The sequence below is a fragment of the Pseudanabaenaceae cyanobacterium SKYG29 genome (assembly GCA_025055675.1).
GTDB lineage: Bacteria > Cyanobacteriota > Cyanobacteriia > Pseudanabaenales > Pseudanabaenaceae > M5B4.
Genome location: JANWWT010000004.1, coordinates 197,387 through 221,851, shown reverse-complemented (window position 1 = coordinate 221,851; position 24,465 = coordinate 197,387). Strand labels below are relative to the sequence as shown.

Annotated in this window: 28 protein-coding genes and 1 tRNA gene; 15 read left to right on the top strand and 14 right to left on the bottom strand. The window is 49.7% G+C overall.

Annotation, left to right across the window (positions count from 1 at the left end):
• Nucleotides 1-258: 258 nt before the first annotated feature.
• Together NZM01_08595 and NZM01_08590 are read right to left on the bottom strand one after the other, a co-directional pair.
• Nucleotides 259-1,941, bottom strand: coding sequence for an alkaline phosphatase D family protein (locus tag NZM01_08595; protein MCS6960094.1), 1,683 nt, complete (start codon nucleotides 1,939-1,941; stop codon nucleotides 259-261).
• Nucleotides 1,942-2,033: 92 nt separating this feature from the next.
• Entirely contained in the window at nucleotides 2,034-2,549 is a 516-nt protein-coding gene (locus tag NZM01_08590; GenBank protein MCS6960093.1) for an RNA-binding protein, read from the bottom strand.
• Nucleotides 2,550-2,771: 222 nt separating this feature from the next.
• Here NZM01_08590 and NZM01_08585 point away from each other — a divergent pair, with 222 nt between their 5' ends.
• Nucleotides 2,772-3,713 carry a hypothetical protein gene (locus NZM01_08585; protein MCS6960092.1) on the top strand — a complete coding sequence of 314 codons (942 nt, stop codon included), beginning with the start codon at nucleotides 2,772-2,774 and terminating at the stop codon, nucleotides 3,711-3,713.
• On the opposite strand, the gene NZM01_08580 is transcribed toward NZM01_08585, so the two are convergent.
• Both NZM01_08580 and NZM01_08575 read right to left on the bottom strand, forming a co-directional pair.
• Nucleotides 3,710-4,201, bottom strand: coding sequence for a hypothetical protein (locus NZM01_08580; GenBank protein MCS6960091.1), 492 nt, complete (start codon nucleotides 4,199-4,201; stop codon nucleotides 3,710-3,712). The two genes, NZM01_08585 and NZM01_08580, sit on opposite strands and share 4 nt — an antisense overlap.
• Before the next feature lie 66 nt (nucleotides 4,202-4,267).
• Nucleotides 4,268-4,885 (bottom strand): hypothetical protein, encoded by a 618-nt coding sequence (locus tag NZM01_08575; GenBank protein MCS6960090.1) that lies wholly within the window; start codon nucleotides 4,883-4,885, stop codon nucleotides 4,268-4,270.
• Nucleotides 4,886-4,973: 88 nt separating this feature from the next.
• Between NZM01_08575 and NZM01_08570 the strand changes: the two genes are divergently transcribed.
• The 5 genes from NZM01_08570 to NZM01_08550 all read left to right on the top strand — a co-directional run bounded on the left by NZM01_08570 (nucleotide 4,974) and on the right by NZM01_08550 (nucleotide 8,726).
• The gene (locus NZM01_08570) at nucleotides 4,974-5,930 is read left to right on the top strand and encodes a stage II sporulation protein M (GenBank protein ID MCS6960089.1); all 957 of its coding nucleotides are present in this window, start codon (nucleotides 4,974-4,976) and stop codon (nucleotides 5,928-5,930) included.
• 85 nt (nucleotides 5,931-6,015) lie between these two features.
• Nucleotides 6,016-7,299 carry a late competence development ComFB family protein gene (locus tag NZM01_08565; protein ID MCS6960088.1) on the top strand — a complete coding sequence of 428 codons (1,284 nt, stop codon included), beginning with the start codon at nucleotides 6,016-6,018 and terminating at the stop codon, nucleotides 7,297-7,299.
• Between the two features lies 1 nt (nucleotide 7,300).
• A complete protein-coding gene (locus NZM01_08560) occupies nucleotides 7,301-8,443 on the top strand; it encodes a glycosyltransferase (protein MCS6960087.1) in 1,143 nt (380 codons plus the stop codon).
• Nucleotides 8,444-8,487: 44 nt separating this feature from the next.
• Entirely contained in the window at nucleotides 8,488-8,622 is a 135-nt protein-coding gene (locus NZM01_08555) for a hypothetical protein (protein ID MCS6960086.1), read from the top strand.
• 31 nt (nucleotides 8,623-8,653) lie between these two features.
• Nucleotides 8,654-8,726: transfer RNA gene (locus NZM01_08550), tRNA-His, on the top strand.
• Nucleotide 8,727: 1 nt separating this feature from the next.
• Here NZM01_08550 and NZM01_08545 read toward each other — a convergent pair.
• Nucleotides 8,728-10,476, bottom strand: a complete 1,749-nt coding sequence (locus tag NZM01_08545; protein ID MCS6960085.1) for an ABC transporter substrate-binding protein — start codon at nucleotides 10,474-10,476, stop codon at nucleotides 8,728-8,730.
• Nucleotides 10,458-10,949: a 2-C-methyl-D-erythritol 2,4-cyclodiphosphate synthase gene (gene ispF, locus NZM01_08540; GenBank protein MCS6960084.1), complete on the bottom strand. Its 492-nt coding sequence runs from the start codon at nucleotides 10,947-10,949 to the stop codon at nucleotides 10,458-10,460. Before ispF ends, NZM01_08545 begins: the two co-directional genes overlap by 19 nt.
• A gap of 54 nt (nucleotides 10,950-11,003) precedes the next feature.
• On the opposite strand from ispF, the gene NZM01_08535 reads away from it, so the two are divergent.
• From NZM01_08535 to egtC, 3 genes are all read left to right on the top strand, one after another.
• Nucleotides 11,004-11,207, top strand: coding sequence for an NAD(P)H dehydrogenase subunit NdhS (locus tag NZM01_08535; protein MCS6960083.1), 204 nt, complete (start codon nucleotides 11,004-11,006; stop codon nucleotides 11,205-11,207).
• A 112-nt stretch (nucleotides 11,208-11,319) separates the two neighbouring features.
• The gene (locus NZM01_08530; GenBank protein MCS6960082.1) at nucleotides 11,320-13,584 is read left to right on the top strand and encodes a protein kinase; all 2,265 of its coding nucleotides are present in this window, start codon (nucleotides 11,320-11,322) and stop codon (nucleotides 13,582-13,584) included.
• Nucleotides 13,585-14,403: an ergothioneine biosynthesis protein EgtC gene (gene egtC / locus NZM01_08525; protein MCS6960081.1), complete on the top strand. Its 819-nt coding sequence runs from the start codon at nucleotides 13,585-13,587 to the stop codon at nucleotides 14,401-14,403. It begins immediately after the preceding gene.
• On the opposite strand, the gene NZM01_08520 is transcribed toward egtC, so the two are convergent.
• From NZM01_08520 to NZM01_08485, 8 genes are all read right to left on the bottom strand, one after another.
• A complete protein-coding gene (locus tag NZM01_08520) occupies nucleotides 14,355-15,092 on the bottom strand; it encodes an SDR family NAD(P)-dependent oxidoreductase (GenBank protein ID MCS6960080.1) in 738 nt (245 codons plus the stop codon). The two genes, egtC and NZM01_08520, sit on opposite strands and share 49 nt — an antisense overlap.
• 4 nt (nucleotides 15,093-15,096) lie before the next feature.
• Entirely contained in the window at nucleotides 15,097-15,933 is an 837-nt protein-coding gene (gene prmC / locus NZM01_08515; GenBank protein ID MCS6960079.1) for a peptide chain release factor N(5)-glutamine methyltransferase, read from the bottom strand.
• Nucleotides 15,934-16,653, bottom strand: a complete 720-nt coding sequence (locus NZM01_08510) for a biliverdin-producing heme oxygenase (protein ID MCS6960078.1) — start codon at nucleotides 16,651-16,653, stop codon at nucleotides 15,934-15,936. It lies immediately after the preceding gene.
• Between the two features lie 97 nt (nucleotides 16,654-16,750).
• Nucleotides 16,751-16,990: a hypothetical protein gene (locus tag NZM01_08505; protein MCS6960077.1), complete on the bottom strand. Its 240-nt coding sequence runs from the start codon at nucleotides 16,988-16,990 to the stop codon at nucleotides 16,751-16,753.
• Between the two features lie 5 nt (nucleotides 16,991-16,995).
• On the bottom strand, nucleotides 16,996-17,379 hold the full coding sequence (psbQ, locus tag NZM01_08500; protein ID MCS6960076.1) for a photosystem II protein PsbQ: 384 nt from the start codon (nucleotides 17,377-17,379) through the stop codon (nucleotides 16,996-16,998).
• A gap of 113 nt (nucleotides 17,380-17,492) precedes the next feature.
• Nucleotides 17,493-18,452 carry a serine protease gene (locus tag NZM01_08495; protein ID MCS6960075.1) on the bottom strand — a complete coding sequence of 320 codons (960 nt, stop codon included), beginning with the start codon at nucleotides 18,450-18,452 and terminating at the stop codon, nucleotides 17,493-17,495.
• Nucleotides 18,453-18,532: 80 nt separating this feature from the next.
• On the bottom strand, nucleotides 18,533-18,967 hold the full coding sequence (locus NZM01_08490; GenBank protein ID MCS6960074.1) for a GNAT family N-acetyltransferase: 435 nt from the start codon (nucleotides 18,965-18,967) through the stop codon (nucleotides 18,533-18,535).
• The gene (locus tag NZM01_08485; protein ID MCS6960073.1) at nucleotides 18,967-20,265 is read right to left on the bottom strand and encodes a filamentous hemagglutinin N-terminal domain-containing protein; all 1,299 of its coding nucleotides are present in this window, start codon (nucleotides 20,263-20,265) and stop codon (nucleotides 18,967-18,969) included. Before NZM01_08485 ends, NZM01_08490 begins: the two co-directional genes overlap by 1 nt.
• Before the next feature lie 138 nt (nucleotides 20,266-20,403).
• Here NZM01_08485 and NZM01_08480 point away from each other — a divergent pair, with 138 nt between their 5' ends.
• From NZM01_08480 to NZM01_08455, 6 genes are all read left to right on the top strand, one after another.
• Nucleotides 20,404-21,339, top strand: a complete 936-nt coding sequence (locus tag NZM01_08480; protein ID MCS6960072.1) for a GDP-L-fucose synthase — start codon at nucleotides 20,404-20,406, stop codon at nucleotides 21,337-21,339.
• A gap of 60 nt (nucleotides 21,340-21,399) precedes the next feature.
• A complete protein-coding gene (gene rpmE, locus NZM01_08475) occupies nucleotides 21,400-21,714 on the top strand; it encodes a 50S ribosomal protein L31 (GenBank protein MCS6960071.1) in 315 nt (104 codons plus the stop codon).
• A gap of 3 nt (nucleotides 21,715-21,717) precedes the next feature.
• Nucleotides 21,718-22,818, top strand: a complete 1,101-nt coding sequence (gene prfA / locus NZM01_08470) for a peptide chain release factor 1 (protein MCS6960070.1) — start codon at nucleotides 21,718-21,720, stop codon at nucleotides 22,816-22,818.
• A gap of 80 nt (nucleotides 22,819-22,898) precedes the next feature.
• Nucleotides 22,899-23,237, top strand: coding sequence for a P-II family nitrogen regulator (locus NZM01_08465; GenBank protein ID MCS6960069.1), 339 nt, complete (start codon nucleotides 22,899-22,901; stop codon nucleotides 23,235-23,237).
• Between the two features lie 11 nt (nucleotides 23,238-23,248).
• A complete protein-coding gene (locus NZM01_08460) occupies nucleotides 23,249-24,175 on the top strand; it encodes a succinate dehydrogenase/fumarate reductase iron-sulfur subunit (GenBank protein ID MCS6960068.1) in 927 nt (308 codons plus the stop codon).
• An 89-nt stretch (nucleotides 24,176-24,264) separates the two neighbouring features.
• Complete coding sequence (locus NZM01_08455) at nucleotides 24,265-24,423, top strand: hypothetical protein (GenBank protein ID MCS6960067.1); 159 nt, start codon at nucleotides 24,265-24,267, stop codon at nucleotides 24,421-24,423.
• Nucleotides 24,424-24,465: the final 42 nt, after the last annotated feature.

Here is a 24,465-nt window from a genome sequence, read left to right as displayed (position 1 = left end):
GTGTAGCTCTGTGTCTTGTTGGTTAGCTAACTTTTCAATTAATTAGCAGGCACTAGCCTCCTCGTAGGTACCAATTTCTAGAATTCTTCTATGATTTAGCTGAGAAATTATCTGATCCCAAATTACTTTGCTAAAATTGACAAACCAGCCATTAGTAAATCAAAATTACTGGGCATTTTGGAGCACCTGCTGCTACGTTTTTCTAAATAAAAAATTCCCCTCTGTAACCAGAAGGGAACAAAAAACTATGGGAACCTGCTAACGCGAGGTAACGTCCCTGATTAGGACTTGGTCTTTCGGTACCTCATACACTTTCAAAGTAGAGAGTGCTGCATTGGGAGAGGTAATGTTACTTACTGCCTTCATCCTGCAAGTGAGGAGGGTGGGAGTAACTTCAATGAGGTTGTAGCCGTGCGTGGCAGAGTTGAAGAACAAAATGTGGGGATTGCTGGCAAGGAGTAGTTGGGTAGAAGTTTGCACATCCAGTTGGAAAGGATTGGGTTGCTCCGCCAAGTTGGAAGCGGAAATGGAACCGCAGACGAACTCCACGCCCACTGCATCAGGGGGGACAGTACCAGGATTAAAGGGAGTATTGAAGTCCAATCTCTGATACCCCGCCACAAAGCTATGTAGGTCACCTGTAACTGTAACAAAGTTCTTGACACCCCGATCGCGAATAGTGCGGAAAATCAACGCCCTTTCTACTGGGTAACCGTCCCACTGGTCAAGATAGGCAAATAAATCTACGGGAATCAAGCCAGGGCGTACCCGATCGACTACCGCTTTGGCAATCTTCAACTGCATCGTCATCACCTCATTCCCCCAGATTTTCCAGGTACGAGTGGAGTTAGTGACTTTGCCTAGGAACCAATCCCGCTGGGTTTTACCAAGCATAGACCGATCGGGGTTAGCCAAATTGGGACAACCGGGATTAAGAGACCTTTGGGCAGTGGTGGGGCCGCAGGCATGGGGGTCGCGATACAAGCGTTCATCGGTGAGGATCAGTTCCATCAAGTCCCCACAGACAACCGTGCGGTAGAGTTGGATCGCCTCCAGGGGCGGGCGAGTACCGTCAAACACGATCGAGGTAGGGGTATATTCTGCCCACACACGGCTGGCAATTTGCCGACGGCGGGGTGTATTGCTCAGTTCTGGTTTGGCAGGGTCGGGGTTATCTGTGTTAAAGGTTTGGTGAGCATCGTTGGCGAACTCGTGGTCATCCCAGATGAAGATGAAGGCATGACTTTCATGCACCCTTTGTAGGTCGGGGTCAGAGCGATAAATCTTATAGAGAGCACGGTAATCTTCTAGGGATTCCGCTGTAGGGGCACCACTGGGCAGCCGAATAGGACGGACGTTATTTTGAAAGGTGGGGTCAAAGACAGTTTCGTAGATAGCATCTCCCAAGTGAATTACGAAATCAATATCCTCCTCAGCTAGGTAGCGAAAGGCAGTGAACAAACCATTGGTGTAGTCCGAGCAACTAACATATGCAAACCTCACCCGATCGACCTTAGCATCAGGAGCGGGTAAAGTCTTGAAGCGCCCCGTACGGCTGGGAGTATTCTCAAAGATAAAGCGATAGAAATAAGTAGTAGCAGGCTTTAATTCCGCACGGTTGTCAAGACTAACTTTGACTGTGTAGTCCCGCTCGGCATCGGTAGCAGCCACCCCACTGAGAACGATGTTGCGGAAATCGCGGTCAGTGGCAATTTGGAAGGAGAGAGTAGCCGTAGGGACAGTGGTAGCGACCCGTGTCCATAGGGTGATCCCTTGGGGTTGGGGGTCACCGCTGGCAACACTTTGGGGGAAAACTTGAGCTGCCTGGGCATTGGTAGAACCGATGTGAAACAACTCAGCAAACTTACTTGGTATAGCACTCCCCGCCCAAACCGTCACACCACTGGCAAGGGAGTAAGCTAAAAAACTACGTCTATCCATAAATTTACTAAAAACACGAAATGGGAGTCCAGCCCATACTCCCATACGAAAGTTATGCCCAGATAAATAAAAGGTTAAGGAAAGTTAAAAACCTAGGTAGATTGCGCTGCTAGCAGTCTCTGCTTAAATTCCTCCAGTTCCGCTGCCCAGCGGGGATCAGGCTGATGGGAGTCAGAAGTTGTATAACTGGTGCGCTTTTCAGGACGGTTGCTCCCTTTCTTCCGCTTCCGCTTCCGTTTAGCGGGCTGCTTTTCTTCCGCCTTTAGTTCGCTAGGGGTGTCCGTTGGCACCGCTTCCTCCACCTCTTCACTGACAGGCACGACTTCTTGGTCTCCCTTGTCCCTGTCTTTTTGTTCCTTCTGCCGCGGCAAAGCCTTCTCTAGGCGCAGTGCTGAGCCATGGAAGTCAAACCCATTGAATTTCTGAATCATGGAGTCCGCTTGTTCGTCTGTTGCCACCGTCAAGAAGCCAAAACCCCGACACCGCCCCGTCTTCCGATCGGTAATCACTTTAACCGTGAGAGTTTCCCCTTCCTGACTAAATACTTGCTCCAAAGCCTTACGGTCTAGCTCAGCCGGCAAGTTACCTACATACAGACGCACAGACATAACTTCTCAGACCCCATCCCTTTTACAACCTTCTAGTCCACTTACCTAAACAGTGATATTAACCGGTGGCAAATTGCGCCAAATAAAAAATTATCACACCAACTGCAAAAAAGCAAATAATTTGTCGGAAAAAGGGCGGTGGGCAAAAATGTCAGGGAAGTGCTTCAAAAAGCCGAGCATTGGTGCTAAATTCCACAGGTAGAACTCACGCGGGAAGAAGTTATGACGGACCAACCGATGGCTAGTGCTGAGGTGACGGAGCAACTAAATGCTCTGTCTGATAGCCTTGCCTCAGAAATTGCTAAAATCACGGAAATGTTACAACAAGCCCAGGCGTTATTACAGTCAGCCCAGGCAGCAGAAGCGGCAGTTGCCCAGGCACGGCAGGAAATGATGGCGGGATTAGCTTTAGCCGATCGTGTACAAACGGTGGAAGGTCGGTTGGAGGAGCTACTGGGGAGTTTGCCCCGCTTGGCACAGGATGTGAAAAATTTTGCCCGCCTTGCTCAGCACATGGATCAGTGCGCCAATGAGGTGAATCAGTGGTATACGGCACTGCAGCAGAAGCAGGTAGGAGACCAGGGCAGTTCTCTCAGTGAGTTACAGGGACACATTTTGGAACTCCACAATGCTTTGCAAGCCTATAGCCAATCCCATCAAGCCCTAGCAGAGCAGGTGGCCTTACTCCAATCCCAACCTTCTCCCACTGCTAGTGGTGATCCTACTGCCTTAGATGCCAAACTCAAGGAATTAGAGCAAAAGATAGCCCAGCTGGAATCCAGCACAGTTACTCCTATCAGCGATGAGACACAGCTACAGGCTCTTGTCGAGCGAGTGATGACAGAACGGTTACAAACCCTCCAGGGAGAGATGGGGACAATGCAGCAGGATTGGCAAACGGGGGCAGCAATTTTACAACAGATGCAGGTACGCATTGAAGCCCTAGAGTCCCGTAGTGGTGATGCTACCACAGCTCAGTTGGAGGCAATCCGTTCGGAGATGCAAAATATGGTCAATCGTGCTAAAGCCGAGCAGGAGGCATCCCTACACCATCATAGGAGTGAACTGGAAAAATTAAGTAAGCAGGGGAACTTGTCAGCCCTGGGGGTTCTTTTAGGGGGGATGGCATTGATTATCAGCCTTTTCGCCGTTTCCAGGCGCTAATCAAACCAGCCGATATTCTGGTCAGCTTGCTTCTGCAGGTCGCGGTTGGAGCCGATCGGGCGAGGAATGATTCTACCCTGTTTCTTGAGGGCAGGGAGAGCTTCCGCCTTTGCCTTCAATTCGCCTTGGGCTTGTTCTAGGTAGGTTTGTAGTTGTTCTAGGTGAGCTTGCTTTAACTGCAAGGCTTGGGTGAGTTGGCTAACTTGGGCTTGGAGTTGTTCCCGCTCTGTGTTAGCTACTTGCAGTTGCTCTTGTAAAAGATGACGCTCTGTCTGTGCTGTTTGCAACTCTACCTTTGCCGCTTGTAGCTGGGTTTGCAGGCGATCGCGCTCTGCTTTCATCTCTTCTAGGGCTTGGGTGAGGCGGGCGAGTTCTGCTTCCAAGTCAGCTTTAGTATGGCGGCGTACAACTTTACCTTCTACTGCCTCTGCCTGGGCTTCTTTGGCCACCTCTTCTTTTACCATGTCTGTTAAAGTTTTTTTCGTCATGGTTATGGGGGATGGAGAGCAAAATAACACTATCTCACCCGAGCAAGCTTGTCAAACCTGGGCAGTTCACCGATCGCAATACTTTTCATACATGCGCATGTACTCCCACACGATCGCCCTAGCGGTACGGCGCATATCTATATCTAACTGGCGGGGAAATTCTAGGGGTTTAACTGCCAACCATTTCTGACAAAAATCGCGAGCATTCTGAGCACGGGTCAGACTTTCAATCAGGGCAATCGTGTAACTATTTCTGGCTAATCTTCTAGCCCGCTGTAAGAGCGGCAGAGCCGGCACAACGTTGAAATAGTCATCTAGAGCCGTCAGATAACCAAGGCTAAACAATTCTCCCACCGATAATACCTCTAGGTTGAGATTTGCTGGGGTAGTGTTGTAGAACTGAGCGAGGAAGCGCCGATAGATTTGGGCATTGTTCTTGCCGTGAACATCCCAACCAAGGGCATTGACAACCGCCGCTTTGACATCAAGGGGACTGTCGCCACTGAGGAAAGCAGCAATTTCCCGATCGACTACCCCTGTAGTTTTCGCTTTGCGCACGATCGGATGGTCCCAGTAGGCTTCCGCAAAATCTGTAGAAGTGAGGGGAGAATCAGCCCCAGCTTTGGCTGTGACTAGTAGGGAAAGAAAGAGAGCAATCAAAAAAGACCGAGGGAACATAGGCATCACTCTGGTCACTTATTGTGGCAGTGTTTATATTACCTTGCGCTAAGATACGGAGGGCAGCTAGAGCCATAGAAAAGTGGATGAAGGGATGAACACACGGCGGTGGGTGGCACGGCGAGAAAAGAGTTGGCAACAGTTAGAGGCACTGGTAAAAAAGGTCGAGAACGAAGGCTTAAAATCCCTTTCCGCCAAAGAAATTAGCACGCTAGCGGGATTGTACCGCTCCGTAGCTGCTGACTTAGCCCGTGCTCGTACCCAGGGGGTGGGGGAGACCCTTGGGCAAGAGTTACAACTACTGACCAGCAAGGGCTATAGCATCATTTATCAAGGTTCCCGCCGTCAAGAGAGTGAAGCTATAGGCCAATTTTATCTATGGGGTTTTCCAGCGGTGTTGCGGGATACTGCCCCCTATATTCTCCTTTGTGCCTTGATCTTTGCTCTAGCAGGGCTGGTGGGTTGGTGGTTTGCCTGGTCCGACCCTAGCTTCATGGAGTTATTTCTACCGCCCAGCATGATTGCCATGGTGGAAAGAGGGGAGTTGTGGATGGGCAGGATTTTAACCGACCAACCCGGTTCAACGGCGGATATCATGGTCAATAACATTCACGTTTCTCTAATTGCCGTTGGTGGGGGAATCACTGCTGGTTTCTACACAGTCTATATCTTGGGGTTGAATGGTTTATTCCTAGGTGTAGTGGGCGCTCTCGTAGCACAAAATAATTTGGCTTTTCCCTTTTGGGCGTTTGTTTTTCCCCACGGCTCCCTGGAAATCCCGGAAATTTTCATTTCTGGGGGAGGAGGGTTGCTGCTGGCTAGAGCTTTGCTGTTCCCTGGTCGTTATCGCCGAGCTGATGCCTTCAAAGTCTACGGCGAACAGGCTGCCCAATTAGTGTTGGGTTGTATTCCCATGCTAGTAATTGCGGCTATCTTGGAGGGCTTTGTTTCTCCTAGCCCGATCGTACCTGACTTAGTCAAATATCTGCTGGGCGTTGCTCTCTTCACTGGTTTTCTCCAATATGCACAGAGACGTAAAGCCAACCCTTAGGGGAATTTATCGTTAAAATTTAGGACAATCCATCCCTCTGTGCAGTGCCTTGGTATAGTAATGATACCTGCCCTGCATACATACCATGACCGCGTCCAAAGTATATATCAAAAATGCCCAAGAAATTGTGGTAGTGGAAGAGGCAAAAAATCAACTGGCACAACTCGATCGGGCAAAACGGGAGGAAATAAATTTAACTGAGGTAATCGCTTTTGTCCTTAATCGGCTACCCTGCCTCTATGCTAGCTCCGATCGGGGGTGGTTACAGCAGAAGAAACGAGCAAACAATGAATTTCGTAAACAGGCAATTGGGCTGTTACATCAGGCATTTTTGCGGGTAGGAAACAATCCCCTGGTGCGGGTATCCCCCTTACCTTTGTATGAAATTGAGCGACCTGACTACTGTTTACGGCAACTGCGGGAAATTTTACGCCGACCCAATTTAACCTGGAAAGAAGTACCCTCGATCGTGCAAGAAAGTATTACCCAGGGAACAGCTTCTGCCTTGGAACATTTGAGTCTCTATGAAAGACGAAGGATACTAGAAACTAAGAATTTCATTCGCAAATCCAAGGAGCAGATGAAGAAAGCAATTGAACCAGACAAAAACATTGACCCGATCGAGTTACAGGAATTCAATTCCTACATGATGACAGCGGAATATCAGTTTGTCAATGTGTTAGAAAGACCTGTCATTCAAATTGTCGAGTATCAATTAGAACAGATGAAAGGCAGCCTAGCCCGGCCCTTGGAGGTAGCAGATGTGGCAGTATATATCTTGAATCGTTTCCCTGCCATGTATGCGACCAATGCCAGAGGGTTTCAGCAACAGCGGGAGAGGGTACGGCGGGAGTTAATCAATGACCTACAGGCTGCTACAATTCAAGCGATTTTAGAATTAAGCAAGACCCCTCGGCGTTTAGTAGGGCCTCTGCCCTTTGTCAAATTTGAACGGGAACATGAACAGGCCCTAGAAAATCTAAAGGAAATCTTCAAGGTGGAAGACCTCACCTGTGGTAAAGCGGTGGAGTTAGTATCCAAGGCAGTTGTTGGTAAGAACCTGTCTAACCGCATTCAAACTATTCGCTCTAACATTTTGCAGGAGCTAATTGCGAGCTTGCCCCTCTCACCCAACCGCCATGATTTAGAAGTTGACATCCCAGAAAATGATAGTCAAATTATCTTTCGTACCAACAATCAGGATACATTCTGGGCAATTGTCGACCGTCCCCAGGTGATTTCCCGCATTGTCCTGGAGACATTTCCTGAAACCAGTGGTATGCAGTTACAATACCAACGTTTACCTTTCCCTCTTATACTCACCAAACATGAGATGGAAGAAGAAGTGATTAACGATCTTGCTAGCTAAAATGTTGACTTTCCTACTGTTACTCTATCAAACTCCCTTCAGTCTTGTTTTGCTGTCACGTTTGAGTTCTGCCCCCCGCCGCATCCCCCCCCTAGAGCCAAAGCTAGACCAGGAAAAACGATCGGTTTCTGTTGTCATTCCCACCCTCAATGAAAGACAAAGATTGCCCAACTGTTTGGCAGGGTTAAAGGAGCAACCGATCGGGGAAATAATAATTGTAGACAGTCGTTCGACGGACGGCACTAGGGAATACGTGGAAGCCCTGCAACCCAGTTATCCTATCCCCTTAAGGCTGGTGACCGATCCCCCCTTACCCCCCAACTGGGTGGGGCGACCCTGGGCACTAAACTACGGCTGGCAGCAGTCCCGTCCCGAATACAGGTGGTTACTAGGATTAGATGCTGATACGCTTCCCCAACCTGGTTTGGTGGCAGCAGTGGTGGATACGGCAGAAGCACAGGGCTGGGATATTCTCACCCTCGCCCCTCAGTTTATTGTCGAGTACCCAGGGGAGCAGTGGTTACAGCCCTCCCTGTTGCTGACGCTGGTCTATCGCTTTGGGGCATCGGGGGACAGGGCACAATTTTCCCAGGAACGGGTGATGGCAAATGGGCAGTGTTTTTTGGTGAAAAAGTCGGTGCTAGAAGCTTTAGGGGGCTACACTCTTGCCCAAAGTTCCTTCTGCGATGATGTCACCATAGTGAGGGCGGTGGCACAACGGGGTTACAGAGTTGGCTTCCTGGATGGGGCAAAGGTACTGCAGGTGAGGATGTATACCAGTATGGCGGAAACCTGGCGGGAGTGGGGACGGTCCTTGGATTTGAAGGATGCTGCTACACCCCTGAGCACCGGCGGAGATTGTCTCTATCTGTTAGCAGTACAGGGGCTGCCGCTCTTAGTATCGGTGGGCATGTTATGGGCAAGACCCCAATCGATCGTGGACTTTTTGCTCCTGGATTTGAATATAGGACTGGTGCTAATTCGGGTATTGCTCCTTTTTGCTATTCGTCCCAGTTATAGGGCGGTGGGGCTGTGGTATTGGCTCTCTCCCCTCTCTGACCCCGTTGCTGTGTTACGCATTTGGCTCTCGGCTTTACAAAAACCTAAGGTTTGGCGTGGCAGAGTATACAGTAACCTGGGGTAGAATAGGCATAGGAATTAGTAATTAGCGCTATTGGGAAAACCTATATGTCTGAATTTAATCGTGGCATTATGAAGTTTGACAATGCGGATAGCCCTCTGGCTGTTACTCTTTCCGCAATTTTGGTGTTGGGCACGATTGCAGCACTGTTGTGGTGGGGGTACAGGGTCGCCTATCTGTAATCTAAAATCTGTGTTAAGATAAGGGACTACGGCGGTCGTAGCCAAGTGGTTAAGGCAGAGGATTGTGGCTCCTCGATGCGTGGGTTCGAATCCCATCGATCGCCCTTAGTCGGCTAATCTGAGTTCATCCAGGTTCCAGAGGACACCGCCAGCGGGGGAGGGGTCAATACCTCGCAAGCGGTTACTGACAGCACTCATGGCGCGGGGGCTGACCATAAAGATCATCGGCACCTGCTCCTGCACCAGTTTCTGGAACTGCCCATAGATTTGGCGGCGCTTTTTTTCGTCGATTTCCCTGGCTCCTGCAATCAACAACCGATCGATTTCTCTTTCCCAGTCACTCACCACCCGTCCAGGGAAAGGCGGTTCCCCCGGATTGGGTCCCAAATTGAACATATGACTAGAGCCAGCGGAATACCACAGATGAAAACTGCCGTGGGGTTCAATGCCCCCCCCCCAACCTAACATAGCCGTTTCCCAGTTTTTGGAACGATCGAGGCGGTCAATCAAAGCCGTAAAGTCAATAATCTGCAGATCAACTGTGATGCCTAAACGATCGAGGTCATTTTTGATCATCGGTGCGAGGGTTGCGCCCGCTCCCCCGGTAGAAGTCATGATTGTAAAACGCACCAGGTTCCCATTTTTATCCACTAGGCGATTTTGGCTATTGTAGGAAAAGCCCGATCGTTGCAATAACTCCTTTGCCTTGTCTGGGTCATAGTCATAGAAGGGGACACCTTCCTGGCGGGAGAAATGGTAGGGGCTGAGGGGTGGGATAGGGGAATCCTGGGGCAAACCAAGACCGCGGTAGTAGGTATTGATCATAGCTTGGCGGTTGATACCGTAGGCAATGGCACGGCGAAAATTGACATCATTGAACCATTCCGCCTTGACAGGGTCGACAAAGGGTTTACCCTCCTGATTCCGTCCCCGATTGAGATTAAACATTAAAAAACTGCGACTGCTCCCCTCACCCAATTGATAAATCCGAAACCCATACCTATCTTCCTGGCGTTTGAGGATAGGGAAATCCTGTGCCCGCACCTGGGGGATCACATCTATATCGCGGGAACGAAAACGCAACACCGTACTATCCGGGGAAGGCATGATCTGGTAAACCAGGCGGGGAATGTGAGGCAAGGACTGGCGATAGTAATGGGGATTCCGTTCATACACTAGGCGTTCAGCGGGTAAGTACCGCTTGAGGACATAGGGACCGTTGCCCACCAGAGTATGGAGGTCAGTATCGATCGCCCAGGTTTGCAAGAATTTCGGTTTACCTGTAGTATCTTTCTCCCTTACTGCCTTTGCTAAGATATGCTTAGGCAAGATACTAGCCCCGCCGGCAAAGCGTAAAAAAGGCGCAAAAGGTTCAGGCAATTTGAAAGAGATTACCCGATCGTTTACCTTTTCCACCTGGGGCAATTCTCTCTTCTCCCCTACCCGAAAGATGTCTTGGATAGAAGAAGGGATCGCCTCATTGAAATAAATATCGCGGAAAGTAAAGAGGACATCCTCGATCGTCAAAGGCTTACCGTCAGACCATTTGAGACCGGACTTGAGGGTAAAGAGCAATTCCAAACCATCATTACGGAATTCCCATTTTTCTGCCAGCTCAGGGATGAGATTGCCATTTTTATCGGTGGTCAGGAGACCGCTGAAAACCACCCCCAATGCTGCTGCACTGTAGGCATCAGAGACCAAAACCGGATTAAAAGTCTTGATGTCCGCATCCAGTGGTAAAGACAGACGTTGTTTAGCTACCCCCCTAAGAGCTGTACACCCCACCAGAGCGACAGCCAACACAAACAAAGACAAATAAGTAATCAAACCCCTTATTCTTGTGGACAACATAACAACACCACTGCATGAACAGCAATCGCTTCCCCCTGTCCAATGGCATCTAACCCCTCATTCGTTCTGGCTTTGACACTAACCCGATCGGTATCGATCTGCAGCACCTTAGCCAGATTTTCTCGGATAGACAGAAGAAAATTTTTCAGTTTAGGACGTTCAGCAATCACCGAGGTATCGATGTTGTTTATCTGCCAGCCCTTTTCTCTGATGAGGGTATTTACCTGCTGCAACAGAAGCGTACTATCAGCATCGCGCCATTTGTCATCAGTGGGGGGAAAATAATGCCCAATATCCCCCAGTGCCAGTGCTCCCAGGAGGGCATCCATAATGGCATGGGCAAGGACGTCCGCATCACTGTGTCCCAATAACCCCTTCTCGTAGGGAATTTCTACCCCCCCCAACACTAAGCGTCGATCGGGAACTAAGCGGTGAATATCGTAGCCCGTACCCACACGGAACTGCCAGCCCATAGCCATCGTGTATAATCGCTGTAGACCTATATTAAACAAAAAACCATGACAAACATGATCTTTCCTGGTTCTGCTGTTCGGGTTATCAATCCTGGAGACATTTACTATGGCTTTGAGGGATTAGTACAACGCCTCACGGATGGCAGAGTAGCCGTCCTATTTGAAGGTGGGAATTGGGATAAACTCGTCAGCTTTCGCCCCGAAGAACTAGAACTCGTTGATGCTAAAGCCAGCCCCAGCAAAGGCAAGAAAAAATAAAAAGCTGCACAGATGTACAGATTTGTATAGATTGGCAAATTCGTAGGGGCAAATACCAAACCTAAACAGGTAAGCTAACATAATAGTCAGGGTATGCTAAATAAATCCCCCTATGAGCTACTGTATCAATCCTGACTGCTCGCAGCCGCAGAATCAACCAACAGATGAAATTTGCCGCAACTGTGGCTCTAAATTACTCCTGAAGGAGCGCTATCGGGCGGTGAAGGTACTGGGGCAAGGGGGATTTGGGAGAACATATCTAGCCATTGATCAAGACCGTCTGAATGCTAGCTGTGTGATCAAACAATTTCTGCCCCAAGTGCAAGGAACGGGTGCTTTGCAGAAAGCCACAGAGTTATTTTACCAGGAAGCTATCCGTCTCAATGATTTGGGTGTTCACCCTCAGATTCCCGACCTCCTTGCTTTCTTTACCCAGGACAAACGACAATACCTAGTGCAGGAATTTGTGCCGGGCATGAATCTGCAGAAACTGCTAGAACGCCATGGTAATTTTACGGAGGCAGAAATCTGGGCAATTCTGCGGGATATTCTCCCCATTTTGGAGTTTGTGCATGAACGACAAGTCATTCACCGCGACATCAAACCCGAAAATATCATTCGGCGCCAGGGAGACAATAAATTATTCCTCATAGATTTTGGTGTAGCGAAATTATTGACTGACCCTCAAAGGGTGATTACAGGCACTTCTATTGGTACATCCGGGTATGTTCCCATTGAACAGATGAGTGAGGGGAAAGCCTATCCCGCCAGTGATATTTATAGCTTGGGTGTTACTTGCTTCCACCTGTTGACGGGGGTTAGCCCCTACAGTTTGTTTATCAAACGGGGTTACAGTTGGCTGCAGACTTGGCAAGACTATGTTCCTGCTGATGTCACTCCCCGTCTCATCCAGGTCCTCGATCGGATGATGCAGGAACGGCGACAAGACCGCTACAGCACTGCCACGGAAGCCCTTAAGGATGTAGAGCGATTGGGGGCAAAAAACACAGGTATTCGCACAGAAACGAAAGAAGATAGAGAATATGTCGAGACCATTTTACGGGAGATTATCACTACCGAACCCAAGCCCTCGCAAGAGAAAGACAGTGTGGATGAATTTTTGCGGGAGGTAACTAGCAGCAAAACGGAAGTAATCTCCCCGCTGAATGATGACCTATTTGAGAAAATAATCCAAGACCTAGACACCCCTGCTCCTAGGCAAAATCCTGTCAGTCAGGTACAGACAGAAGATGATGAGTTTATCACTGCTTTTGTGGAGGATGTCAAACGAACAGGGGTTGCTAATTCTGATATACCCCCTACTCCCGTGGTTAGTTCTACTTATTCTGCCCAGGAAGAGGAAACTATTTCCCAGCTATGGCGTTGTGCTGGCACTATCCATGCCCACGATCAGGGTTGCGCCTATGTGGGGATTACTCCCAGGGAAATTATCTTGACGACGGGACAGCGGAAAATTGCCAAGCTCTGGGATATGGAAACAGGGGCAGCGAAAGGCATAGTGATCAAAGAGGATACCTGCTCTACCTGCAGTGGTCTAGGCAAGATTTACAAAGAGGGCTCTCTCTTATTTGTCAAAACAAAACAGGCGGTGATATGCCCTGATTGTGAGGGTTTTGGTACTAATTCGGAAAAGGGAGAGCGATTTTTAGTAGCAAAACTGAGTGCGGATGGCAACACCTTAGTCACAGCTACTTTGGATAAACAAATCAAAGTGTGGCATGTGCCAACTTGTAAATTTACCTGTGCTATTTCCACAGAGCCGGCAGTAGCTTCTATGCTCGCAATTAGTGGGAATGGCAAGGTAGTGAGTTATGTGACGCAAAACCGCACGATCGTGGTCTACAGTTTGGAGCAGCAGCAGGAGACGGCGAAATTAAAACGCAACGGGATTATTACTTGTATTGACATGAGCTATGACGGCAACATTCTGCTCATTGGGACAGAGGAAGGCAACATCAATGTCTGTGATGTAACAACGGCAGTACCCCCTTTGAATGTGAGGGGGCACCAAAACGGTATTACCGCGGTGGCCCTGAGCCAGGATGGCATGTTGGCAGTAAGCGGCTGTCGCGATGGGCAGGTACGAGTTTGGAGTCTGAGTACGAGCAATTTAGTGCATGTTTTTTCTCACCACTTAGCGCCGATTTCGGCGATGGCGATTGCGCCTGACAACTTGACTCTGGCAACGGGTAGTATAGATGGGATGCTCTGTATCTGGCATCTGGGGAGAGGGAATCTCCTGGACACCTTTCCCGCCCATAGCGATCGGATCACTGCTATTGGGGCTGGTGCGGATGGACAGACTTTTGCTACTGCTAGTTTAGATAGTACGGTCAAGGTTTGGAGGTCGTTCTAGGTGTGTCGACTGTTGGGGTATGTGGGACAACCCTTGGCGTTGGAGGCACTGATTAGTCATCCTCCCCACTCTTTGGTGGTGCAGAGTTATCAGCCAAAGGAAATGACGGCAGGGTTGTTAAACGCCGATGGCTTCGGTGTAGCATGGTACGACCTGGGTAAGTCTCCCTATCCGTTTACCTATCGCAGTGAGTTACCGATTTGGAATGATGTTAATTTGCCATCTTTGCAGCGGTATGTGGTGTCAGATTGTTTCCTGGCGGGTATTCGCAGTGCTACGCCGGGACAGGGATTTGGCTGGCAGAATTGTCCGCCCTACTGTTTCGATCGCTTTAGTTTTATCCACAATGGCTTTATAGAGAATTTCCGCACTTCCCTGTTGCGACCAATGCGTTCCCTCCTGCAGGATGAATTCTATCATTTGATTCACGGGGTGACGGACTCGGAGCACATTTTTGCTCTGTTGATGCAGTTTTACAACGACAGCCAGGACCTACGGGAAGCACTCAGTTTAACCATTGCTACGGTTTTGCGATTATCCGAACGCTACGGGGTTAGGAGTGCCCTGAATATAATTGTCAGCGATGGGGTAAGTTTGGTGGCGACCCGCTGTGCTAGTGCTGCACCAGTACCCAGTTTGTATAGATTGCGCACGGACTATGGCTTGATTGTGGCTTCTGAACCCCTGTGGGAGGATCAACGCTGGCAAGGATTTCCACCCCACGGCACGATCGTAGCGCAGCTACAGGGGGGAGAAGTGAGTTTGCATGCTTACCAGGGCAATTGGCTGCCGTCCCAAGACCAGAAAGTACCAGTGTGATAGGGCTGGAGTTGGTCTAATACCTGGGTGAGATAGGCAACGGAGCGGTGGGGGCTGAACAGTTTATGGGGGGGCACATTGGTTTGAAAGGGACGGGATAGTTCTGTGTCAGTAGTGCCGGGGTGCAGGAGCACAACAATTGTATTGGGGCAGGTGCGTTGATATTCCAGGGCGGCTGAACGCATAAACATATTCAGAGCTGCCTTAGAGGCACGGTAGCCATACCAGCCCCCCAAATAATTATCGCCAATACTCCCCACCTTGGCAGACAGGGTAGCAAACACTGATCGGTCTTCGTGCTTGAACAAAGGTAAGAGATGTTTTGCTAGGAGCACAGCGCCAATACTGTTGACCTGAAAATAACGCACTAAATTCTCAGATTGTAAAGAGCGCAGATTCTTCTCCGGTTGAATGCCCTCTGTCTGCAAAAAACCAATGCAGTTGATAGCATAGTGTAACCGATCGGTCTGCGTTTTTATCTTCTCGACTATTTGAGCAATTTGTACTTCTTCTGTTATGTCTAAAGCGAGGGGGAGAAGACGATCGGAATATTGTAGCTGCCATTCGGCTAATCTCTGGGGCTGAGAATAAAAGGTAGCAAAGACAAAGGTATTAGGTTGGCTTAAAAAATGTCGGACAAAGGCGGAGCCAATACCCCCACTGCCACCACAAACTAACACATACTGCATACAATTAACCTACAAAACCACTGACAAACCGATCGTTACCTTGCCAGTCTTTATGTATTGTTACCGATCGATAGTCATTCTGTTGTAGCATATCTGCCACTGTTTGTGCCTGTTCGGTCGACGAGGCTCCCGAGGCGCCTGCCATAACTTCTACTAGCCAAAACCCGCCCTCCTTCAGGTAGGTCTTTCCTGCTGCTACTAGATGACGAATAGCCTGCAGACCATCTGCTCCTCCATCCAATGCCAGCCGCGGTTCCCGTTGTACTTCCCTTGCCAGGGTGGGAATCATATCCGAAGGGATGTAAGGGGGATTACTCACCATACCCGCCAAGCCAGGCGTAAGAGAGCTAAACCAACTGCCCTGCACACACTTGACCCGTTCGCCCAGACCGTAGCGATCGATATTGGCCTGAGCTACCTGCAGTGCTGCCTCACTGATGTCTACCGCTAAAACCGTGATGGCAGGAAAAGTCCGTGCCAAAGCAATGGCGATCGCTCCTGACCCCGTCCCCAAATCACACCAAACGCCCTGGGGTTCTGTGCTGGCGGCAACAATTTCAATGATTAACTCCGTTTCCGGACGGGGAATGAGAACCGCCTCATTGACTGTGAGGAGCAAATCCCGCCACAGGGTCTGACCCGCCAAGTACTGTACAGGTATACCTTCCTGTACATGCCTCTGCCACAGCTGGTCTAAATACTGCCAATCGTAGTCAGCAAAGCGCGGGGAGCGTAACCGCAAATCTAACTTAGTCAGAGGGGTCAGGGCAAGAATTAACCAGTCCAATTCGGCAGTACGACCAGACCTAGCCCGATCGTACCACTGCCAAAAATCAAGCATCTAGGCCTCTGAGCCAACGGGGCGGCGATTTGCCCTCAGACCCAGCTTATCGAGGAAGCTATTCCAGCCCAACTGCGCCAGTGCCAGCAACCAATTCCCCTCCAACTCGCGGAACATATCCATATTGAGGTGGAAAGCGTGATTAGCCTCTGCCACAATGCGGTCGCATTCTGCCTCTGTCAGGGGGAGATTGTTCATTGCTTGACGGTATTGTTTCTTAAACTCCCCGTGATTGCGGATTGACTCAAACTCATAAAAAGCTGTGCCCCGATCGCCTAAGCCCATCGCTTGTTTAGCAATCTTTTTCAAGACCTGCCCCCCGGAAAGATCACCCATGTAACGGGTGTAGGCATGTCCCACTAGTAAAATGGGGTCTTGCTGGGAAATTTCGCGAATTCGTTGCAAGTACCTAGCGCAGGCAGGAGAAGGAGCTACCTGAGAGCGCCAATCAGCCCCGTAGTAAAACTCTAAATCCCGCTCCAGACTGGCTTTGCGCCATAATTCCGGGAAGAATAATTTGCCAACCACAGGATGTTCCCGATGTTTGGTCAGCTCTTCTTCCAGAGTAGTGTAGACAAAATAGAGATTGCTCGCTAACTTCCGGTAGGACTGGGGATTAACCACCCCCCCCAAAAAACAGCGAATAAATGTTGTATTTTCCGCCATTGTATGTGCCTTCTGCGTCCCTACCCGCAGTTTGGTTGCTAATTCGTGACTCACGTTTCCTCCTCAAGATTATTAAACTAAGATTAAAAAAGGCAAATTTAACACTGAATATACTATTGCCCCACTCCAAATTACCAAAGTTTAACAATTGTTAAAACCGCTGGCGCAGGCGATGGAGGATACCACTACCGATCGCCCCTAACATAACCAAACCGACCGCCGGTTGAATCACGGGTTGCCAGAGGGTTTGCCAGAGATGCCAGCCTAGGTGCCAGTGGAGAAATTCCCCTCCCGCTGCTACTACAAACCAGGCAAAAAAGAACAGGACGACGAAAAAGTTAGCTGTCAGCAAGCGGTTCAGCCAAACCGAGACTTTATCTATAGTACTCATTGTTGCTAATCAACAGTCTGGCGTAAACTGTCCAAATCAGCCTGCAAAGTTTGAAAAGCAGTTTCTGTCCGCTCGGCATCCTGTTGCAGAGCAGCAAAGTCCAGGGTAATCAGGTCATCCAGGAACTTAGAGGAAGCAGTTTTAAACACCGATCGTTGGTTTTTGGGCAGCTCCCGCTCGATCGCTGCCAATTTCCTTCTCGTTTCTCCCATGGGACCGCGGATATAAGCACGAATTTCCTGCCAGTTATTTTCTTCCACAAAAGTCTGTAAGCGTTGCATCTGTGTTGCCAGAGCCTCTAACCGAGAATTTGCCGCCAGGCTAGGTACAGGTGACCATAGCCCCATCCAGCAGACTAAAGCAACTAACAATAAAATAATCCTTTTCATAACAACAACCACACGCCTAAACTAAACATGAGTAGTATAAAACTGGATGTCACCCCCCGATCCCACAATTCTCCCCCCCTCTCATCCAAGCCAACGGATGGGGTAGGGAAAGACTAGGGATCGAGTAACAACCGACCGTCATTAGTTTCCTTGAGGCGTACTTTGAGGCTACTAAATTCATCAAAGATGTTTTCAATACGTTTAGCCGTGGGAGGGCTAGGAACCTGGGCAAGACGTACAGGGTCAGCAGGAATATAAGCAGGGGGGACAAATAAACTGGCATATTTTGGTGTACTTTGTGCCCGTTGTAATAAAACATCAGTGGAAATACCCCGATTGAAACAGTTTTTGGTGTCCAAACAGTCTTTGTCGGGTTCGCCGTACTCCGGTAAATTTTTACCACCCCCCCTGCCGTGAATAGCAATTAGTTCCCCCCGTTGATTGAAGACGGGACCGCCACTCATGCCCCGCCGTGTGGGAGCACTGTATTGGGTATTGTAGTCCCCATCTTCCCACCCCTGTCGCAATATGGCACTTAAAATGCCAGAGGTCATTCTGAAGGTACGCTCAGGAAATTTGGGACCAGGGTCGGGCCAGCCAGCTACAAATACCGGTTCATTTTCCTGTTTGTTGAGGTTAATTTTGGCAACAGGATAATTTTGTTTAGCCTGAAACTGCACGATCGCTAAATCTGACCCCTCCACTCGGTTTTGCAAATACCTACCAAAGGCATCAATATTGCTCTGGGTTTTTTCATCGTCGACAAAGTGGACAATACCATCGGGGGTGCGTACACCGTAATCTGTCCCCCTGGCGCTGACTACGTGGTAGTTGGTTGCCACATAGTAGGTATTGCCCCGTTTACCCACAATTACCCCCGACCCTGGACGGAAGGCTTCTCGCAATGCTACATTATCCCCAGATTTGAGGTCCTGGGCTATGACCACCGTCGTTTTTAACGCCACTTCTAATACCTGGTCTGGGGTTAAGTTTTTTGCCGTTAGGGGCTGACCAAAAATAATTGCTCCCACCAGAGATAGGAAAAAACAAGCCAACCAACGGAGTTTGTTCATATGCTGAATCTCCCTCTGCCCTGGTATTTTTATGATAGGGTAAGCCCTCTACCAAAGGTGTGATCTAGCTCCCAAATGCCCTAGGTGAGATGTTTTTCCATGCGCCGGTGTAGTATCCCCACTTCGTAAAATAATGCCCCGATCGGCTGATACCCATTTTTGCGATAGAACTCAACACTGTGGTGACGGGCATGGAGGAAGAAAGCTGTTTTGCCCCGATCGTTAAATATTTTTTCTACTGTTTGCAGAAGCTTAGTACCAATACCCTGCCTTTGATACTCAGATTGCACCACCATCTGGCGAATTTTGACCCAATCTTCCTTGGGTACACCGAGCACACAGCCAATGACCCGATCGTTATGTTTGGCTACGACATGGCAGGCAATTTGGTCTTCTTGTTCCTCCTCTGCTGTGAAAGATAACCCCAGGGGCTGCCGCAGATAGAGATTGCGTAGCGCCAATGCTTGGTAATAGTCAGGGCTAGCATAGGCTATAGGAACAATATCAATGGGCATCACTTAGCCAAGCGAGGGGAAGGTTGCAGTAGTTTAGGAAGTTCAGGGACAGGGGCTAGTATATCAACGGTATCCACGGGAGAAGCCTCAATCAACACTCGCCCACCGACAGCAAATACACTGTCTGCCCAGATGTCCCGTCGGGAGATGAAGAGTAGGTTACCCCCCACCTTGATCACGCTCTCGGGGTGGTTGACCGCCAAAAAGTCAATCCTGCCATCCCCCCGTAATACCAGATTGCCACCAGTAGTGAGGTTAGAAGGAAAAGCTAAACTATCGCGGAAGGTAATTGTACTACCCGCATTAAAGACAACAGTGTTAGTAGCGCTGATTTGGGGTACCAGTAAAACAATATCACTAGGGGCATCTACCTGAATATTGGCCCCCGCCATGCCCTTGACCGCTACATCCCCGCTCAACAAAGTAAAAGCACCCGTAGTATTGACCCTGCCATCGGGCAGTACCCTGTCTACTAACCCCTGATTCTCTGGTAGGAGAGTGACTTTGCCATCAGCACGGGCAACGATCGTTTTTGCCTCCAGGGGCAACTCGGGCAAGGCAGGACGGAGAACTTCCAACAGTTCTGGCGCGCCCTCCTTGACAGGTTCTATCACATCTTTAACAGCAGTCAAACCGAAGCTAGTTTCCGTGGAGCGCACTTCCACTCGGCTTCCCCCCGTCGTTGCCATGACCACCACATTACCGTTGGGAGCCGCTAAGCTGCCATCGCTGAAGACAGCCCCCCCCACCAACGCCAAATTTCGCCCTGGCGCTACCCCTAGTTCCCCCTGGTTGAGAATCGGCGCAGGGGTATAGTAAGCAAATTCCAAGTTAGTTACGGCTGTGCTGGGGAAAACTGTTGTTCTGGGAGTTACTACTTGTCTGTCCGCAAAACCAATAGCCGTAGCCGTTGCCGCTAAAACCGAGCCACCCCCTTCCACTTTGGCAGTTGGTTGAAATACTATCCCCTGGGGATTAACCAAGTAGAGACTGGCATTAGGAAATCCCTTTTTGGTGTTGACCACACTTTGCAGATAGCTGGGGGATTGCCCTGTGACACGGATAAAAATGTTATTAATCCTAGCCCCTGGCACACCATCCGAGACAAACTCTACCCCCTCTGCCCCCACATTAAAGGTAGTAAAACTGTGGAATAAATTACTGCCGCTGACCGTCCCGCCGCTAATCCTGTTTTGGTGCACGATCGTGTTCGTTGTACCATCAGGAATCACCTGGGCAACTACTGGCAAAGACAGGGCAGATAGTATTCCGATCGCTACTACCTTAGGGCAAAACATGGAATGATAAGTAGTTTACTGATTTGGTAAGACCTATTTTAACAGCGGGGCATGGGTACATAGAGGAGAAGAGGAGTAGAATTGACTGCGCAAAACCGCACACTACCATTAGAATCTTAGAAGCCAGAGTAAGAGAATATGGAGCTGAGGGAGCGTCGGATTTTAGTCACTGGGGGAGCAGGATTTCTGGGTAGGCAAGTAGTAGCAGAGCTGGTTCAGGCAGGGGCAAATCCCGACCTAATTACCATTCCCCGTTCTAAAACCCATGACCTGAGGGTGTGGGAAAACTGTCAGCGAGCTGTAGAAAACCAAGACATCGTTATTCATCTAGCTGCCCATGTGGGGGGAATCGGCTTAAACCAGGCAAAACCTGCCGAACTCTTCTACGACAACTTAATGATGGGAGCCCAGCTGATCCATGCCGCCTACCTAGCAGGAGTACAAAAATTTGTCTGTGTGGGGACGATCTGCGCCTATCCTAAGTTTACCCCCGTGCCCTTTAAGGAAGACGACCTGTGGAACGGCTATCCAGAAGAAACCAACGCCCCCTACGGTATTGCCAAAAAAGCCCTGTTGGTACAGTTGCAGTCCTATCGTGCCCAGTATGGCTGGCAGGGCATTTACCTCCTCCCCGTCAACCTCTACGGACCAGGGGACAACTTTGACCCCCGCAGCTCCCACGTCATTCCCGCCCTCATCCACAAAATCCACTGCGCCCAAGCCCAAGGACACAATGTCATCGAAGTTTGGGGAGACGGTACTCCCACCCGCGAATTCCTCTACGTCACCGATGCTGCCAGGGGGATTGTCCTTGCCACCTGCAAATACGACGACCCCGATCCCGTCAACCTGGGCACCAACACCGAAATCACCATCAAAGACCTAGTGCATCTGATCGCCGAACTGATGGACTTCCATGGTGAAATTGTCTGGCGCACCGATAAGCCCAATGGTCAGCCCCGCCGCTGTCTGGATACCACCCGCGCCCGCGAGAAATTCGGTTTTACTGCCCAAGTCAGTTTGCGGGAAGGGCTAAAGGAGACGATCGCCTGGTACCGTGCCCACACAGCTTGAAACTTTGCCGATTTGGGCAAAATATTTTATTATTAATAACTGCACATTTTAACTAGAGCTATGCCCAAGCCCAACATACATCCCACCTGGTACCCCGAAGCCAAGGTTTACTGCGACGGCGAACTAGTTGCTACCGTTGGCTCCACTAAACCCGAACTCCATGTCGACGTATGGGCAGGCAATCACCCCTTCTTTACTGGTACCCAGAAAATTATTGATACGGAGGGGCGCGTCGATCGCTTTATGCGCAAGTACGGCATGGGGGGAGAAGGGGAAAAATTACAGCGACGGGGTGTGCGCACGAAAAAGAGCGAAGAAGCTAAAGAGCCTGCCAAGTCCAAAGCCACTGCCAAGAACAGCAAAAAGCGCAAATAGCCTATGCCTGCTGCCTACGTCCTCGAAAAGCTCAAATCCGTAGAATCCACCTACCAGGAACTCACCCGCCGCCTGGCAGACCCTGATGTGGCAACTGACCCAGAGGAACTGCAAAGGATTGCACGGGCACGATCGAGCCTAGAGGAGACTGTCCAGGTATTTGAGCAATGGCAAAAGGTACAGGCAGAAATTGCCCAGTCCCAGGAACTACTGCGGGAAGCGGATGACCCTGAACTACGGGAGATGGCAGCTGAGGAGATTAAACTCCTGGAGCAAAAGGCAGCGGCACTAGAGCAGCAGATGAGCATCATGCTCCTACCCCGCGATCCCAACGATGAGAAGAACATCATGCTAGAGATTCGGGCGGGGACAGGGGGAGAGGAAGCAGGACTGTGGGCAGCGGATTTGCTGCGGATGTACACCCGCTATGCTGAGTCCCAGAACTGGCGCGTCAAACTCCTGAGTGAATCCCCTTCGGAAATGGGGGGCTACAAAGAAGTGATCCTGGAAATCCAGGGAGACAGGGTGTACAGTAAACTCAAGTTTGAATCGGGAGTCCATCGCGTACAAAGGGTGCCTGTTACCGAAGCCTCAGGACGAGTGCACACTTCTACAGCAACGGTGGCGATCATGCCCGAAGTGGACGAAGTGGAGGTAGAAATTGACCCCAAGGATATTGAAATAACCACCGCCCGATCGGGAGGTGCAGGGGGACAAAACGTCAACAAAGTAGAAACCGCTGTCGACCTCTACCACAAACCCACAGGGATTAGGGTATTTTGCACCGAGGAACGATCGCAACTTAAAAACAAGGAGCGTGCCTTTCAAATCCTGCGGGCAAAGCTGTATGAAATGAAACTCCAGGAGCAACAGGCAGCGGTGAGTTCTCTGAGGCGATCCCAAGTAGGTACAGGGTCGCGGTCAGAAAAGATTCGCACCTACAACTACAAAGACAACCGTGTCACTGACCATCGCCTGGGGCAAAACTTCCCTTTGCAAACTGTCCTAGAAGGAGACCTGGAAGACCTCATTCAAAGTTGCATTGCCCAAGACCAGCAGGAGCGTTTACAAGAACTGGCAAAAGAATTAGACTCTGGTAAATGAGTGGCTAGGCAGTAACAGTTGTTACCAAACTCACCTATCCATTCATAGTAGAAATAGCTAGCTGCTTAAGGAGAAAACCATTGAAAAAGATTGAAGCCATTATTCGTCCCTTCAAACTCGATGAAGTAAAAATTGCCCTCGTCAATGCGGGCGTAGTAGGCATGACCGTAACTGAGGTACGGGGATTTGGCAGACAAAAGGGGCAGACAGAACGCTATCGCGGTTCGGAATACACGGTGGAGTTTTTACAAAAACTCAAGGTAGAAGTGGTGGTAGAAGACAGCCAAGTCGACCTAGTAGTAGACAGTATCACTAAGGCAGCACGTACAGGGGAGATCGGCGACGGTAAAATCTTCATTTACGATATTGGTCAAGTCATTCGCATCCGCACAGGGGAAAAGAACCTGGAAGCCATTTAAGCCAGCTTTCTATGGAAGTTACCCTGCGCATTCGCCGTCAGAGCGATCGTGGCTGTTCTCCCTACTGGCAGGTTTACCGAATTGACCTTGACCCCCGTAGCACAGTTTTAGATGCTCTGCATCACGTGCAGTGGTATGTGGACGGAACATTAGCTTTCCGTCGTAACTGCCGCAATGTCATCTGTGGTTCCTGCGGGATGCAGATTAACCACAAGGCGGGATTAGCCTGCCAAGTTTCCATTAATGAAGTGCAAAGGCAGGGGGAAGTAGTGATTGCTCCCCTGGGTAACTTCCCTGTAATCAAAGATTTGATCGTTGACCTCACCCCCTTCTGGCAAGACCTGCAGCGTGTCAATCCCTACATCGCTCCCAGGGCTAGACAACCTAAGGAATCTCTACAAACTCCTGCTCAACGCGCCCGTATAGCTACTGCGGCTAACTGCATTCTCTGTGGAGCTTGTTATTCTGCCTGTAACGTCAAAGAGGTAAATCCCCAGTTCGTAGCACCCCATGCCCTCGCCCGCGCCCAAAGGGTGTTACAGGATAACCGCGATTGTCAAACCACCGAGCGGTTACAAAAATACCACCACAAGGATTTTGTCTGGGGCTGTACGCGCTGCTTTCAGTGTAACGAGGTCTGTCCTGTGGGGGTGCAACCCCTCGATCGCATTACAGAAATTAAGCAAACTTTACTCCAGGACAAAAATACCAAAGTCACTACTCCGATCCGCCATCGGCAAGTGTTGCTGAAGTTGGTAAAACGATCGGGATGGCTCGATGAAATGCGCTTTGCCCTGCTGGTAGTCAATTGGTTTAGCCTAATGCCCCTCGGACTGCGACTACTCTGGGCTGGGAAATTCCCCTTCCCCTGGCACTTCCAACCCTCACGGGGCAAAGAGCACCTACAGGAATTAGTAGAAATACTTAGCCGCAGATAGTAAGTTTCTTAAATTTTCTGTAACAATTGCTACCAAAACCTCGAATATCTGGCAAAATTGTATATGTCGATACTTAAGGAGATAGAGCTATGCTGTCTGCAGAACGGAGAAACAGTGTCAAAGTCACTCACCAAGCTAACTTAGCCGATTCCCTGCGCCGTCGGATGGAGGCTGCCCGTGCTCAAAACAACCTGGAATTAATCAGTCTGTTGGAAAAAGAACGGCAAGAGCTGGGGTTGAATCTGTAGGTGTAATGGGGGGCTAGTCCCCCCGGAAGATTAAAAAATGTT